The sequence below is a fragment of the Yersinia sp. 2541 StPb PI genome (assembly GCF_052217145.1).
GTDB classification, from domain to species: Bacteria; Pseudomonadota; Gammaproteobacteria; order Enterobacterales; family Enterobacteriaceae; genus Yersinia; species Yersinia enterocolitica_E.
Genome location: NZ_JAZGQB010000001.1, coordinates 1,091,177 through 1,106,910 on the forward strand (window position 1 = coordinate 1,091,177; position 15,734 = coordinate 1,106,910).

Consider the following 15,734-nt stretch of genomic DNA (forward strand, 5'->3'; position numbering starts at 1 on the left):
CAAAAATAAGGCGCTAATTAAACATTTAAAGTTAATTAGCGCCTTATTTACTTCGCGACTCTGTGTTTAACGTTGCGCACCTACAAGTTACATATGTTTCTTAGCGAAACCTACAATATCCTGTTTAATTTCAGAAAGTTTACTTTCAGGTGCTTTCTTACATACTTCAACTACCTTCGGTGTCACGACAGTATCAGTTTCTTGCAGATCAACATAATCGCCTTTCTTATATTGAGTATCATCATTCAATACCCAATACACAACCGGAGTAAATGACTTAGGATTCAGATCGAGGAATTCTTTGCAGGTCATATCACTCGGGGTCGTGCCCGTTGCTTTAGTGGTTGTAGATGTTGCTGCAAAGGTTGTTGCGGCAGCGGAAAGCAGTAAACCAGTCAATGCAATATTACGAAGTGATTTGAAGGACATGCTTATTTCCTTATTTATTTGTCAAATATCATTGAATATTTACAAAGTTAAACTAAGGGTGATGTATATCACTCAGCTATGGCGACTCAGGATAATGTTCTATTCCTGAGTGCTGCTGTATTATTATATATTAATGGCATTAACGCCATTAATTAAACGTATTATATAATTGGTCATCCAGTATGGATAACTTTACAATGTGTAAAGTGGGCTTTATATATTATAGATGTAATCTATCTAGGAATGGTAATGAATGTTATTTTACTACTTTATTTTAATTACACTCCGTGAATATTAGGCAGCTACAAATGAGGGCAAATAACCCACGATTAAATACAACTATTATTTGATTTTCATCAAAAATAATTCTACTTAACCATGATTTTTCTCATTTTTTATCTATACTTAATTCACCTATAACAATTTTAGTCACTCTATTGATGAAAATATTACAGGAAATTAAGTCTAAAGTTTCGATACCACTTTGCCTCGCTATTCTGGTGGCAATAAATGGATATCTGGTCTTAAGCCCAGTGCTGTTGCGGGCGATATCTCATTCAACCGATGCTGTAAACAATTTCAGTACATGGAAGGAGGCATTAAGTTTTCTTGAATTATTTGAAATTCCTCGATTTATGATCGGTCTGGTATTGATATTGATGGCAATCGCACTTTCGATGAGAACCCGCATTGCATGGTTTTTCACCGTGTTATTGCTGTTTACTATCGTTGCTATCAATCTCTTTATTCTTAAAGATCATAATACGCTGACGACTTATTCTCTTGTGATTATTGTTGCCTTGCTTTTTTATTGGCGCGATTTTGATTATCACAGCCTCGGCAGCGGTACCTTCTTTGCGGTCGTCAGTATTGCATCATTGATCGTCTATAGCATGCTCGGTACGCTCTATATGGGGGATGAGTTTGCTCCGGCCGTTACCGATTTACCTACGGCTTTCTATTTTGCGATCGTTTGTATGTCGACAGTAGGATTCGGGGATATTATTCCTCACTCTACGCTGGCACGGATGTTTACTCTTACGGTGATTATTTCCGGTATAACGGTCTTTGCTGCTTCAATTTCTTCTATTGCCGGACCGATGATCAGTAATAATATCAAACGTATAGTTAAAGGTAGGATTTCTCACGTGGAACGTAAAAATCATTTTATTATTGTCGGTACCAACTCCCTGGCACTGAATGTCTATAATGGTCTACGTGACCGGGGTGATGAGGTTACTGTGGTTTGCGCCGTCGGTAGCCAGCATGAATTTCCTTCCGATGCAGATATTATCGAGGGCGACCCATCATCGGTTGCGACATTGCAACTGGCAGGTGCGGCTAAAGCAAAATATATTATCGCCTTATGTAACAGTGATGCTGATAATACCTTTACCATTTTAGCTGCCAAAGAAATTGCGGGTGAGTCCACCAAGACGCTGGCATTAGTGAATGAAAGCCAGAATATGAAAAAAGTTAAACGGGTAAATCCTGATATGGTGTTCTCATTGCCGTTGCTTGGCAGTGAACTACTGGTTAGGACTCTGAATGGAGATACCATTAATAACGATCTTATTACGGAGATGTTCTTTGGTAACTGTCAGAAGTTAGATTGATCTGGCGAGCTTAATCTGCAGTAGTACACAAAAACACCCTCAGCATTGAGGGTGTTTTATTGTTGGAGAGTATTTTATTGGGTAGCTGCATGTGGGTCTTTTGGTTTTTCTTTAGGGCCAATCATCAAACCTAATTCAACAGCGATGAAGCCTATGATCAGGCTGGCGACCAAATAACAGATTGAGACTAAAATTCCTGTAGGGTTCTTCATCATTTCGACCGCACCAAAGACAAAACTGGAAAAGGTTGAAAGACCACCCATGATCCCGGTTGCGACCATCAAATGCACATATTGGTTAATTTTATCTTTTTTAAATAAAGAGGTAGTCAGCCCTAATAAAAATGCTGCAATAATGTTGGCGACAAAAATATCCATTGGGAAGCCGTCGGCCAGTCGCGGCACGGATAACATAATAAACTCGCGACACATGGCACCAAAAGCACCACCAACAAAGACTAAAATAATAAGATTTAGCATAACATTTCCCTCTGATTAGTAAGCCAACCAGGCACCCAATGCCGCTGCTGCCAGACCGACGATGACAGAAATAATTAAATATCCAGCAGCCATTGCTCTACCACGAGCAGTGGCCAGTTTTGCTGCATCCAATTGCATGCTACTAAAGGTGGTATAACCGCCAAGAATACCGGTTAGTACCGCTGCATTGATTAAGTCACCATAGCGATCACGCCAGTCAACACTAAAGAGAATACTCAAATATCCAATAACAAAGGCACCAGAAATATTAATCAAAAAAGTACCTAGGGGAAAATTACCTTGATATATTTTGCCAACCCTCAGCCCTATCCACCAACGTAAAAGTGATCCGATACCGCCACCAAATCCAACCCACATTACATCGATTGCAGTCATAACCAACCCCTCAATGGTAATTCGTCAGAATAAGAATAATTGTAGTATAAATAAATTACGTGATCGTTCGAATATGGCGAGTTATCGGCCTTAAGTATTATGTTTTATTCGAGTTTAATCCGCGGAACTAATATAAATAAAATGAAGATCGGTGAAGAAGATAACCGGAAGTTAATATAGTTCATCTTCTGTATTGTTCCCTAGTGAAACTATATTGCTATTGCTGCCAACGATAGCTGTAGAAACCTGCGTTTGAAATCCGCCAAACCTGCATTTATTGCGTTTTTCGGCTCACATTAACTGCAATTATCAGTGGATATAAACCCACTATATCTGCAAATGAACCTGCATTTTATGGGGCTGACCTGCATTCCATCTTCATGGACCCACAATAACTGCAACTCTAAAATTTTAAACGCCAGAAGCACTCGAAGGTAATCATTCGCTATGAGCTGGTCAACTTTTGATACTAAATAGGTAATCCGGCAGCCAAAATACGATCACGTAACTCCACGACTTCCATCAAACGCTTTAAACCGATGAGGGTATGACCATTAAGATCATGCGCTTCATCCACAAACAGAGCGACGGGACGCTTACTTTTCTTAATCAACTCCTGCAATTCTCGTTCCCGACGTTCGCCTTGCTTGGGAATTTGTACCGCTTTATCCTGAACCAAATCATAGAACAGAGCAGAAATCAGCGTAGCCAGCTTAATGCCGCTTTTCTCCACCTACAGTGATTTGGCCACCAATAGTCAATTGACGTTTTTTATTGTCTGTCCTATGGTTAAATTGTAACGTTTCATTAAGTACCGTTGATGATCCTCTAACCAATAGAAGGTGTTCAATGATATCAAAATTAATCGCGACAATTTTCATTGTGTTTAGTGTAAATTCAGCCCTCGCAAATGGTCAGATTAGATTTGTAGGTGCTATAACAGAATCTACATATAGAGCAAGTGACTTTGAAAAATCTCTCACGAGCATTAACCGTCTCAGTAAAACGGTGCGTGCTGTTTCTGATATAAAAAACAAGATGATTAATATTAACTACCTTAATAAAGAAAAAACCTTCGCAGTAACTCAGATTAGTTATAAATAATAGCTTTTGAAAATGTATAAATTTTCCTGTTGCTAAAACCATTCAAAATAGGAATAAAATGATTTGTAATAAACATGTTGAATTCAGTAGAATATGAGGGGAAAATAAGGAACAACCACAATTGTCGGAAATATAGCTACACCGTGCACAAAAAAATAATTGTATTCTTCTCAAAAGACGTGATTTGTCACAAAAAAGTTGAAGCTTATAGTGGAATATTAGTAATCAATGTGGCGACCCGCGACTGGATACAGTATCTCGATGCGCTGGAAATATTTATAAATAACAACACCATAAGTAAATATTATTCACAAATAGTGTTGCATACTGACAATGCAAAACCATTAAAACATCCAATGCCTTTTCAAAACAAAGGTAAGGTAGTATTTAAAACGGGAATTCCCTCCATTTATTATAGAGTTCAACCAAGCTAGTCGCTTCATATTTCTTAAGTATATTTATTTTATGAGAACTGATTGTTTTTAAATTAATACTCAATAAATCCTCAATGTCTTTAGTGTCCATACCAAACATTAAAAGTGATAATATTTCATTTTCCCGCCTAGTTAATTTCAATGATTTATTTTCATGGGACATGGAAATATTTGGAATTTTATTCCGGGAAGTTACAAGTCTATGAAAACACTGAAATATGGTTGATTCTATCTCCATGAGCGTTGCTGTTTTACAAAGGTGTATTACATCCACACCTTTAAAATAGGAATAATTATTTGATAATTTACTTTCTTTAGAGTAAAAAACAAGATTGATTTTATTTATTTTTCTCTTAATCTTTTCTAGTATAGAATACTGATTAATTATGGGCACATTATCAATATCAAAAACAACAACCGGATTGACGGACGTTAATATCTCACGCTCAAACTCTGGCAATGAGGTACAGACCTTAAGGACCGCACTGACTCTATCAGGCTGGTGAATGATCACTGGCTCTATAATCGCTCTTAAGGCGAATCGGATTAAATCACTGCCACTGAATATAACAATATCTCTCATAAATCACCTTTTGCATTTAAATTATCTAACGATTAATTGAATAAAAAACAGTTAAACGCAAAATCAAATATCTGGTGTGGATTAAAGAGTGTGCGTTGAGACCTTCCTTGGTCTCTTTATCCATCGTGGTTTAATAGCGGTTAATCGTAAAAATATTTTCCTGTCAGAACAATAAAAATCACCGTTACGCTCAACAGCCTCAAATTACGGACTTATTAAGTTCAACGTTATTTATCCAACACGCCATGGGAAATTCACTTCCCTCGGGCGAGGTTAATAACGCATTCGACGTAGGACATTAATAATAATTGATCAAGAACACGGCTTTACCATTCGCTTTACCCGGTGTGACGTTCGCTTCTGTTTGAATATAACGGGCAGACAGCGGAACACGGATTGTAGAACTGCCGTCTTTTGGCAGCGTCACTGTTTGTTCTGCCGCAAAGTTAAACAGCGTTGGGGTTTGGCTACTACTTCCCCAACCAATCTGGATACCTACGCCCGATGCTGCACCGGATACCGTCGAGTCGATAGCCATAATCCCATTGGCGGCATCAATTACATTGGTAGCAGGTGTCAGGCGCACGCCAATACCGTTATTGAGCGAGTTGGATGGACTCCCCATTCCGGTATTGTAATCCATCAATATCGTCGTATTGGTACTGTTATAAAAACCGTAGAATCTAGGGCAATTTATAAGGTTAATTGACGCATCAATCCAAGGTGTTGTTGAGTTTATCCCCCTAAAAATTTCATTTTTGTCATAACGTCCCAATGCAACCGTGACATCTGGTGTGGTGCAGGTTTGCGTAGACACCGTCAGGGTTCCCTGAAAATTGATATTGTAAAAAGTAAACGGCAACCCGGTGACGGGAACAGAACCCGCATGAGTATTCACCGCGGGCTCAATCGCAGTCGTGATACTCGGGAAATTTGCACCGCTAATCGTAAAGCTACCGGGGGTAATAGCCCCCGTTTTAATGAGCGAGACATAACGTGTTGAACCGCCAAAATTCAAGGCGCCGCCTAATTCATTGCTTACCTGCCTTATAGGGTTCTCTACATCCGTGGTTACCGCAGGCCGGTTAACTATTATCGGATTGCCATCCGGGGTTCGTGAAATGGCCACACCAATCCCCGGAATATTGGTCTGATAGACGGCACCCGCAAACGGACCGGTCATCAAGCCGCTCAGAGGGAGTGGGGCATGGCTAATCAACGTTGAACTGCTGTACCAAAATGATTTACCTACGTCAGCCTGTGCCCACTGGCACTCCATAAGCGTATTTTTCATCACCCAGGCCCCTTGATAAAGAACCGTCCCCACAGGAATATCGACCCCTGCCGAAATCACTGGTGGACTCAAGGGGACTGTTTCGGTTTGAGTCGAGCCAGCGGGAAATGAACAATTCGCCACGGCCCAGCTACTGGTACTGATAACACTTAACAAGAGGCCGCCAAACAGCCCACCCACTTTATTCATAGATAGTTTCATACATCATTGCCTCTTTTTCTGGCAGTAAACAGCATTGGGTTAGTGCCTTCCTGCAGCGTTATCGTCTTTTCCGCTGAAAAAATACGTCATATCGAAGCCTTTACTCACGAAGTGATTGCTCCTGAGGCACACAGGTCGAGGTAAACCGCATCATCGCGCTGGCTTTACCGTTGGCTAATTGCGGCGGCAGAATATAGTTCAGGTAACATTGCTGGCCGGTACCTTCACCCCAACTGACTTGCAAACGGCCACGCTCCTCGCTCACCCGCGCATAAATCTGACCACCCTGACCGACAGAACCCACTACCTGACCTTTGGTGTCTAACACTTGCGACCCAAACGGCACCGGCTCGCCATCTGACTGGGTGGCATTGACCAATATCGGATAGCCCTTGGTACTTTTATATTTCACCATCACCACCGCACCGGCATTCGGCGCCACTTTCTGACTGGTGGATTCCAGCTCCACGTCATAAGAGGTCCCCTTCGGATCGATGGTTATCTCATTCATCTGATAGGCACTCAGATACGGCACCACGGCATAACCCCGTGAATCAATTTTCACGCCGGAGTAACCGGACACTTCGGCCCCTTCAGCGCCCTTAGCTTCCACCACCGCAAAGGTCTCACTGCTGTACGGCGTTAATGTCACGCCGCCGGGGTGGGCAATCATGCTGCCTGAAATGCCGACCGAGCCACTCTGATAGTCGCGACCGCCACCGTAAGACGCCATACTGGTGGCTTTAGAACCGCGGTACTGACCATTGACACTGCCACTGGCCCCCGACCCGCCGTTGCTGTTCATGGCGGTTGCCCCATAACTGAACTGGCTTTGCTCGCCAGCACTGCCTGAAACCGATGCCTGTTCGCCCCAGTTGCCCTGACCATTGCGGTTCATTTCCAGTCGCATTTGCGGCACGTTCTGCTGGTCATTACGCCCCAACGGGAAACTCATACTGACCAGATAAGTATTTTGCATCTCGCCAAACCCGGAGCGGCTGCGATTCACGCTGACGCCGTAGGTCATGCTTTTATAGTTGTTGCTGTAACCCACCTGATACTGCTGGTCACTGCCACCTTTATTCCAGTAATCCTGCAAAGAACCACTGATATACATCTGGCCCCAGCCGTCCGGTAATCCCTGATTGGCGGTCACGGTTAAGCGGTTTTTTGCCCGGTAGATACTGTTGGCGTCATAGCCCTGACGTTCGGCATCAAGGGTTTGCATCGCCGTGGCGAAATCGAGATAGCCCTGAGTCGAAAAGCGGTGCGCCGCCACACTCAGGTTACTGTTGGTTTCAGCAATCACCTTGCTGTAACTGACCTGATAGCTTTGGCCACTTTCATTGCCGTTACGCAGGCGGGTATTGGCCTGGGTCACGTCGACCGCCACCGCCCCAATCGGGGTACTGAACGCAGTCCCGACCTGCACGGCATAGTAGTCTTCACTGGCCTGCGCCCCGGTATAACCGGTAATGCTGTTGTTCAGACCACGCTGATAGGTTCCCTGATAAAGACCCGGGGTAAAGGAGAGCGAATCATTGCGCACTTTACCCACCGTCAGGCTGTAGCGCTGCGAACCGGGGCGCAGCAATTGCGCCACTGCCGCAAACGGCACCTGGAAATTCTGTGTGCTGCCGTCGGCTTCACGCACCGTGACATCCAGATTGCCGCCGTAACCGGTCGGATAGAGGTCATCAATGATAAATTCGCCCGGCGAAACCGTGGTTTCATACAATACCTGACCACTCTGGCGCACGGTCACCAGCGCATTGGTGCGGGCAATCCCGCGCACTTCCGGCGCATAGCCACGCAGGGACTCTGGCAACATGCGGTCATCGGTGCTGAATTGTGCTCCAGTGAAAGGCACGGTATCGAATAACTGCCCGGTGGTATTGGATTGTCCCAGCAACACCCGGCCCAGCGCAGCCGGGACATCCCGCTGCACATAACTGTTAATACTGGTGTATTTGCTGTCACCGTCTTCTTGCCAGTTATACGAGCCGTTATGACGGAAATACCATGAGCCGAGGTTTACCCCGGTGTTAATCCCGGCAAAAGCCGAGTTAAATGTCTGTCCGTTGGCGGAGGAGCTGTAGCCATTGAGTGAATAGCCCAACATCCCTGATGTCACGCCGCTGTCCCACAACGCGGGGTTGACGGTGCCACGGGCGGTACGGAGTAACAATGCCTGGGGAATAGCGATATCCAGCCGTTGTTCGCCGCTGTCAAAAGCCACCTGGGCATCGGGGATCAGCGACGCCAGATCAACACAGCCGTCCTCTTCTTTCAGCGGGGCCAGTGATTCAGGCGGTAAGGCTTCTGTCTTGAGATTAAGACTGGCAATGACCGACGAGGATAAGCAGGCATGGACACTTTTATCGTCGCGGGCCTTAAATTCCACATTCTCATTGCCAATCAGGGTATTGTTTAAATAAATGTCAGCCCGGTAAGTGCCGGGTAGCACGCTGCCCCCTTTCGAGAAGCGGCTTAAATCAATGCCGGAACCACCGTGTTCGGTATTTAAGTAAATACTGTCAAACTCCACCGCCTGAGGTTTATTAGGCTCAAGTGATACAGTACTCTCTGTTTTTCCAATGCTATCAACAGCAAAAACAGTTGGTGACAAAAAAACGGTAATAACCGCCGCCGCAACGGGTGTTAAACCAACATTGCGGGTACGCCGTTCTGCTGAAAAAGGCATTGCAGGGTGTTTCATTATTCAATTATTCCGTAGTGTACAGATGTATTCCGCCCCCACGAGATAACCTGCGGACGCTGTGTATAACTGCTGTATATAAATTAAATTAAGGTTTAATGGGCTGACTCAGTTTATTGAGTGCGCCATAATCATTAACAAATTCAAAATCAACGTTATTGCCGGCGGTATTTCCCGGTAACGAAAAGGTCAGCGAATTATTAGGGCTAATCATTTGGCCTTCAACCGGCGCTGTTTTACTGCCCGTTATCCCCACCGTGACCAAAGAAACATGAAACGGTGTCGGATTGGTGGCTTTAAGTCCGCCAGGGACTTTGGTCCAGACTAAAGATTGTGCAGCATCATTCGCATTACCCACTAACCCTGCGGGACGGAAAAACAATTTAATACGGGAGCGGTAGGCCATCTGTAAATAGTTCTGGCTGCTACCCGCATCCGCTTTAGCCGGTATCTCTAATACATTTAACCAAAAAACAGATTCTTTATCTTTTGGTAACGCCGCACCGGTATAACTGATGCGCAGTGTCTGGCTTTTATTCGGCTCAACCCGGTTAATCGGTGGTGTCAGTACAAAAGGCACTTTTAATGTTTCCGGGCGGGCATTCACATCCCCGTTGTCAATCCAGCTTTGTAATACCACCGGGCCGGTGCCGGTGTTATTAACCTTTACCGTCACTTCTTTTTGTTTTTCCGGATAAATTACCCGGGTGCCGGTAATAACCACACTGGCCTGAACAGAGCGTCCGACAAATAGAATCAAGAACAAGGCTGAAAATACAGTTAATAAAAGACGGTTAGTGCTGTTCATAACAACCTCGACACTTAATGAATGTGTGCATGCTTTAATTTTAGTGCTTATCGTCAAAAAGGGCAGATATCTGCCCTTTAAAATTTATATGTTACTCGTTAATACTTATTTGTACTGGATAGAGTAAACCACGTTGCTGATAACTGTACCGGCAGTGGTTGCGCCATCAGCATAATATTGAACCGCATACGGCAGTGAAGCAGAACCCGTAGAAGCATCAATATAAGTGGTGCTGGTCGTCTGGTTGCTGTTACCGGCTTTAATTGGCGTCATGGCGTTAGACGCGTCCAGCAGTTCCAGGCTAACCTGACCGGCAGTACCGCTTACATTTTTCAGGTGACCGGTAACCACATCGACACTTGGGCCTGCTTCAAAGAAAGCAGAAACTGTTTTCAGAGTGCCAGCACAGTCGCTCAGCGCCATGTTAAAGCCTGTGCTACCAGCAACCTGGTTAGCAGAAGTCAACTGGTTGGTACCGACAGTTGGCAGTACCACTGTTGCGTCTGCACCCTGGCCGTCGACGGATACGTCACAAGTAGACGCTGTCAGTTCACCGTTAAAGGTGATGGTACCGGTAGAAGCGGCTTGAGCAGCGTTAACACCCGCGAATGCAGCAACGATTGAGGCAATAATAGCTAACTTTTTCATATATATTCCTAACGTTTTAATTGAGCTATATGAAATATAAATTCATATAACAGGTGAATGTTCACCTAAAGTGAATAATCATCTTTATTGCTTTTCGATATATTTATCGAATGCATTGGTGATGATTAAGTAATGTTATTTTAAATCAGAAATACAGCTTCCATAAAGGTTGGTGGTGCATTTTTAAATATCTCTAATTTTTTATTTCTGTTTTAAGGTAAACAATTTAATAAGCATTCTCGCTAAATTGTGTGCAAATAATATGAGATATTTCTCGGTAGAGGAAGTCGCCATTTCTGTTGTGCGTGATGCTTATTTTGAACTAAAAAATTAATTAATTGCTTAATAACAATGGGTTGTGATTTTATTGTCATTTTCTTTGTTAAATAAACCACATTAAAACCTGTTTTATTTTTTATTTCGTTTATTTGTTTTCGGAGTCATTACCCAGATTTGTGTGAAATTTCCCAGATAATTTTGTATTTATAGAATCATTTCTGTGAATGTTCTGACCATACCCCTTGGGTGAGGATAAACATAGTATAAATTAATTGGGGAAGGATTCAGCGCTATGCCCCTGAAATGAAAAAATGGCTGCGCTGGTACTGGCATCATCTCACCGACCTACATCCCTAGCATTTGGATGAAACCTACGTCAAAATCAGCGGTAAATGGGCTTATTTGTACTGGGCCGTCGATAGCCACGGTCGGACTATCGATTTTTGAAGAAAATGCTGGGTAACCGAAGAGATTGGGAATAGCCGCGACACCGCATTACAGATAAGGCACCGACCTATGGCAGAGCACTGGCGCTGCTGACAAGTGAGGGAATATGTCCACCTGGCGTTGAGCATCGGCAGGTGAAATACCTTACAACGTGATTGGATGTGATCATAGTAAGCTGAAATGGATAATCAATCTGATGCTGGGCTTCAAGTCGATGAAGACGGCTTACGTCACGATTAAAGGCATTGAGGTGATGCGCTCATTACGCAAAGGACAGGCTTTATGGCCATCTTCAGGTCGAAGTGCGCCTGGTGAACTATGTTTTCAGTCTCTGAGGCCTTTGACCTGAGAGGAAACTTACCTTTCGTGACTATTTGCAACAGTGATCCCCGAGCACTGCGAGCCTAAAAAACAGTATGTTACTTGATTGTTGCCTTAATATGATACAGCCCTTATCGCTGAGTCTTCGAACGCCAAAATCATGTCGTCAACTAAACGTTGTGCCATTGGAGTTAGTGCCACATTCTGGCTATGAATAAAACTATAGTGCCCCTGAGGTAAAGACTCTTTAATCGGGATATAACACAATCGGTCTTTAAGATAGGGAACGTTTAGTAATTCTTTTGGCGCGATAGTTAAGTACCCTTCATTAAGAATAAGTTGTTCTCCCAGTATTGTTGAATCGCCAATAATTAGAGAACCTAATGGACTCCGACCATTGGGGAAGACAAATTTATTCATATCACTGTAATATCCTGCACTAGCTTTTGGTAGATACCACTTTGCTTCCTTCAATTCAGCTAATGAAGTACACATAGCAAGCGGGTGACCTTTAGAGGCAACGACACAAAACTCTGATGTCATCAGAGGCTTCTCAACAAAGCTACCGAGTGATATATGTGGGTTAACGATACCAACAAAGAAATCCATCTGACCAATACGTAAATCAGGCAACAGCTCTGACAATTGCCCTTCGCTCAGGATTATATTGACGTGTGGATATTTTTTTTGAAACTTTATGATTACATCAGGGAGAATAGAGAAGGATAGTAAATACGAACACCCTAGTGTGATAGTTCCGCTTAAAGATAAGTGAATCTGTTCTATTTCATCAGTGGCCCGTTGTATCTCATTTAAGATTAATTGCATTCTGGGTCTGAAGACTCTTCCCATTTCCGTCAGCACTATCCCCTTAGCTCCTCTTATCAATAAAGGAACACCTAACGTTTTTTCCAAGTCTCTTACCGCTCGAGTCAGTAATGGCTGAGTTTGACCTAATGCCTCAGCCGCAGCACGATAACTTCCATGCTTTATCACGGCATGAAATGCTTTAAGTTGGCTTAGTTTTGGTAACCTATTCATAGAGTATTCACTCTCATCATTCTTCAAATTTATCAAGACTAGATAGTTAAATATAATCCAACGACTAACAGTGCCTGAAAAAGAACAGGCACATCTCTTTGAAGAGTGGGTGGGTATGTGCAAGATTATCTGATCCAGACTTTATAGTGGTCAACTAAAATTGGCCAGAGCCGCCGCTGGCGTTCCACGCTTCTTTGACCCGGCTGCGTTTAACCACTCGCTCAGCATCGGGTTCATCAGTCTGGCTATGCCAATGCCGGTAGCTACTGCGATGAACGTCAAAAATCTGGCACAACGACGTAACCGGATATCGCGCCCTAAATGGGGACAGTTTGGATACCTACGCTAATGCGACAGAACCGTAATAAATGAAGATCAGCAGAAATTAGAATAGATAACGAGCACCCAGCACCACTTCGCTGGAAACCAGACGGGCTTTCATTTGCTCGTCTTTCAACCCTCTAACGTTGTTGAAGTTATTGTAGCCACTTTCAACGTTGCCCATATCAACGTAACGGTAGCCCAGATCGAGGTTAAGACGCTTTATCGGCGCATAACTGATCCCTGCACCAAGTGAGTAAGCTAGGTTGGTTTGCGTATTTGAACCATATTGACGCGAGGTATTACCCTGCCAGCCATCAGATTCTACTTTAGCGATACCTAAACCAAGGGTACCATAAATCGAGAAATCATAACCCAATGCGTAGTCACGGTAAGCATTGAGCATCAAACGTTGTACATCCACTTTGTGGTGATTAAAGCTGTTGGCAAAGGTGGTTGAACCGCTGGTGTATTCGCTCTTTTTCTTGAAAACGTATTCACCTTCAGTGCGCCAGCCATTACCAAACTGATAGCCCGCGGCCGCAGCACCATTAAAAAAGCTCTCTCTTTCGTTACCGCGGACAAAACTCCCAACGCCCGGACGGCTGCTGGTGTCCATATTTTTTGCAGATTGCTCAACATGCAGTAACTTCAGTGAACCGTAATAACCTTGCAAATAATTATCAGCAAAAGCCTGGCCAGAAATAGTCGCTAAAGAAATAGCCAGCACAAGAGGTTTAATATTCATACGTTCCTTGCTTTAAAGAAAATTAATGATGATGTAGAACATCGCAGTCTGGATTATTTACATCATCGCAATTGATTCAGTTAAAATAACCAGCCCGAAGCAAGGAAACAATTCGTTCGATTACTTAACCTACTAGGTATTTTTACTTAGTAAGTGGAGAGCATAAAAAGGGCACTGTGGCAAATAGTCGCTAAGGGGGGTTCCACGCGCAAACCGCCGAAAATTCCGTCTGGCCTGTTAATCGATTTTTTGAGGCATAACCCCGTTGCACAAACGTTCGTTTATGCTTGGTTACTATAGGGCATCGGCAAATCAACGGCTTATTTGATGCAAAAACCTATTGCTAAATCATCCAGAAAGGCAAGAGGTCACTGCAATCCACCCTCGCGGAATTTTCGGCGGTTTGCGCTTACAACCCCATATACAGCACGATTAGTACCATTGGTACCTCAAACCAAAATGTCGTCAAATCACAGCTTCGCTTCCAGTGCCAGTGGGCCTGGTTGCAGTTAATGTGGGTTAGTCTGAATGGAATGCAGGTTGACGCCATCAAATGCAGGTTCATTTGCACTTAATCTGGGTTTACCACTCCGAATACATACAGATAATTCGGGTCGAAAAACGCGATAAATGCAGGTTTGTGAATTTATAAACGCAGGTCGCTACAGATAGCACTTTATACCGATTGCGTGGGGGGTATCACTTGCAGGGACAAAGGATAGCGTTAAAATAGAAATGCCGTTTCAGAAATCCGATAAGCAGAGACAGGAGCCATCATGCCCTACCAAGCAGACCCTTCCCGATATAACCAAATGCAATATCGTTTTTGTGGAAAAAGTGGCTTACAGCTTCCGGCGTTATCGCTTGGGCTGTGGCATAACTTCAGTTTTAACAATACATTAGAATCGCAACGTACATTATTGCGCAAAGCCTTTGACCTAGGGATTACTCATTTTGATTTGGCCAACAACTATGGCCCACCTCCTGGCTCTGCCGAGCAAAATTTTGGTAAATTGCTGCACGACGATTTTAAGCCTTACCGTGATGAGCTGATAATCTCGACCAAAGCCGGTTATAACATGTGGCCTGGCCCGTATGGTGCGGGCAGCTCGCGCAAATATCTGCTTGCCAGCCTGGATCAAAGCTTACAGCGTATGGGGCTGGACTATGTTGATATCTTCTATTCGCACCGTGTAGATGAAAATACGCCAATGGAAGAAACCGCCTCGGCACTGGCTCAGGCGGTACAAAGTGGCAAGGCACTCTATGTGGGGATTTCTTCATATTCTTCTGAGCGTACCGCCACAATGGTCGAGCTATTGCAGCAATGGAAGGTTCCGCTGCTTATTCATCAACCTTCCTACAATATTTTGAATCGTTGGGTTGAGCAGACTCATTTGTTAGATACGCTGGAGCAACAGGGGGTGGGTTGTATTGCTTTTACCCCATTGGCTCAAGGGCTGTTGACGGGGAAATACCTCAATGGCATTCCCGATGATTCTCGAATGAAAAAAGAAGCGGGCGGCTCGTTGAAGGAAAATATGTTATCAGCCGCCAATCTGCGCAGTATCAAGGCACTGAATGCATTAGCTCAACAACGTGGGCAATCATTGGCACAAATGGCATTGAGCTGGTTATTGAAAGATAATCGTGTGACCTCGGTATTGATCGGTGCCAGCCGCCCAGAGCAGTTGGAGGAAAACTGTGTAGCCCTGACTAACCTGAGTTTCAGCGCTGAAGAGTTACGTGAGATTGATCAGCATGTGGCCGAGGGTCAGCTTAATTTATGGCAGGCCTCTTCGGACCGCTAACCGGTGATAACGTGAGAAGCCGGAGATGTTCCCCGGCTTTTTTAGGGGCAAAACC

13 protein-coding genes and 2 pseudogenes are annotated in these 15,734 nt (G+C 43.9%); 3 read left to right on the forward strand and 12 right to left on the reverse strand.

Going from position 1 to position 15,734, the window contains the following annotated elements; genetic code table 11:
* Positions 1–87: 87 nt before the first annotated feature.
* On the reverse strand, positions 88–429 hold the full coding sequence (gene hdeB, locus V1953_RS04785; RefSeq protein WP_083163069.1) for an acid-activated periplasmic chaperone HdeB: 342 nt from the start codon (positions 427–429) through the stop codon (positions 88–90).
* A 440-nt stretch (positions 430–869) separates the two neighbouring features.
* Between hdeB and kch the strand changes: the two genes are divergently transcribed.
* Positions 870–2,045: a voltage-gated potassium channel protein gene (kch, locus tag V1953_RS04790; RefSeq protein WP_083163071.1), complete on the forward strand. Its 1,176-nt coding sequence runs from the start codon at positions 870–872 to the stop codon at positions 2,043–2,045.
* A gap of 74 nt (positions 2,046–2,119) precedes the next feature.
* Here kch and crcB read toward each other — a convergent pair whose 3' ends face one another.
* The 8 genes and pseudogenes from crcB to V1953_RS04830 form a co-directional block, all read right to left on the reverse strand.
* A complete protein-coding gene (gene crcB / locus V1953_RS04795) occupies positions 2,120–2,524 on the reverse strand; it encodes a fluoride efflux transporter CrcB (protein ID WP_420073649.1) in 405 nt (134 codons plus the stop codon).
* Positions 2,525–2,539: 15 nt separating this feature from the next.
* Positions 2,540–2,920: a fluoride efflux transporter FluC gene (locus V1953_RS04800; RefSeq protein WP_372559711.1), complete on the reverse strand. Its 381-nt coding sequence runs from the start codon at positions 2,918–2,920 to the stop codon at positions 2,540–2,542.
* A gap of 508 nt (positions 2,921–3,428) precedes the next feature.
* Positions 3,429–3,638 (reverse strand): annotated as a pseudogene (locus V1953_RS04805) (ExeA family protein); the annotation flags it as partial.
* Positions 3,639–4,411: 773 nt separating this feature from the next.
* Positions 4,412–5,041 (reverse strand): LuxR C-terminal-related transcriptional regulator, encoded by a 630-nt coding sequence (locus V1953_RS04810; RefSeq protein WP_442850704.1) that lies wholly within the window; start codon positions 5,039–5,041, stop codon positions 4,412–4,414.
* Between the two features lie 298 nt (positions 5,042–5,339).
* Entirely contained in the window at positions 5,340–6,536 is a 1,197-nt protein-coding gene (locus V1953_RS04815; protein WP_032815442.1) for a fimbrial protein, read from the reverse strand.
* 100 nt (positions 6,537–6,636) lie between these two features.
* The gene (locus tag V1953_RS04820) at positions 6,637–9,255 is read right to left on the reverse strand and encodes a fimbria/pilus outer membrane usher protein (protein ID WP_442850705.1); all 2,619 of its coding nucleotides are present in this window, start codon (positions 9,253–9,255) and stop codon (positions 6,637–6,639) included.
* Between the two features lie 88 nt (positions 9,256–9,343).
* Positions 9,344–10,063 (reverse strand): fimbrial biogenesis chaperone, encoded by a 720-nt coding sequence (locus tag V1953_RS04825; RefSeq protein WP_442850706.1) that lies wholly within the window; start codon positions 10,061–10,063, stop codon positions 9,344–9,346.
* A 105-nt stretch (positions 10,064–10,168) separates the two neighbouring features.
* Entirely contained in the window at positions 10,169–10,711 is a 543-nt protein-coding gene (locus V1953_RS04830; protein WP_083161376.1) for a fimbrial protein, read from the reverse strand.
* Between the two features lie 639 nt (positions 10,712–11,350).
* Here V1953_RS04830 and V1953_RS04835 point away from each other — a divergent pair.
* Positions 11,351–11,772: pseudogene (locus V1953_RS04835) on the forward strand (DDE-type integrase/transposase/recombinase); the annotation flags it as partial.
* 100 nt (positions 11,773–11,872) lie between these two features.
* Here V1953_RS04835 and V1953_RS04840 read toward each other — a convergent pair.
* The 3 genes from V1953_RS04840 to V1953_RS04850 form a co-directional block, all read right to left on the reverse strand.
* Positions 11,873–12,799 carry a LysR substrate-binding domain-containing protein gene (locus V1953_RS04840; protein ID WP_372569504.1) on the reverse strand — a complete coding sequence of 309 codons (927 nt, stop codon included), beginning with the start codon at positions 12,797–12,799 and terminating at the stop codon, positions 11,873–11,875.
* Positions 12,800–12,953: 154 nt separating this feature from the next.
* Complete coding sequence (locus tag V1953_RS04845) at positions 12,954–13,094, reverse strand: hypothetical protein (protein WP_372569503.1); 141 nt, start codon at positions 13,092–13,094, stop codon at positions 12,954–12,956.
* Between the two features lie 90 nt (positions 13,095–13,184).
* The gene (locus V1953_RS04850) at positions 13,185–13,868 is read right to left on the reverse strand and encodes an outer membrane protein (protein WP_372569502.1); all 684 of its coding nucleotides are present in this window, start codon (positions 13,866–13,868) and stop codon (positions 13,185–13,187) included.
* Between the two features lie 776 nt (positions 13,869–14,644).
* Between V1953_RS04850 and mgrA the strand changes: the two genes are divergently transcribed.
* Positions 14,645–15,679 carry an L-glyceraldehyde 3-phosphate reductase gene (mgrA, locus tag V1953_RS04855; RefSeq protein WP_442850707.1) on the forward strand — a complete coding sequence of 345 codons (1,035 nt, stop codon included), beginning with the start codon at positions 14,645–14,647 and terminating at the stop codon, positions 15,677–15,679.
* The last annotated feature ends 55 nt before the right edge of the window (positions 15,680–15,734 follow it).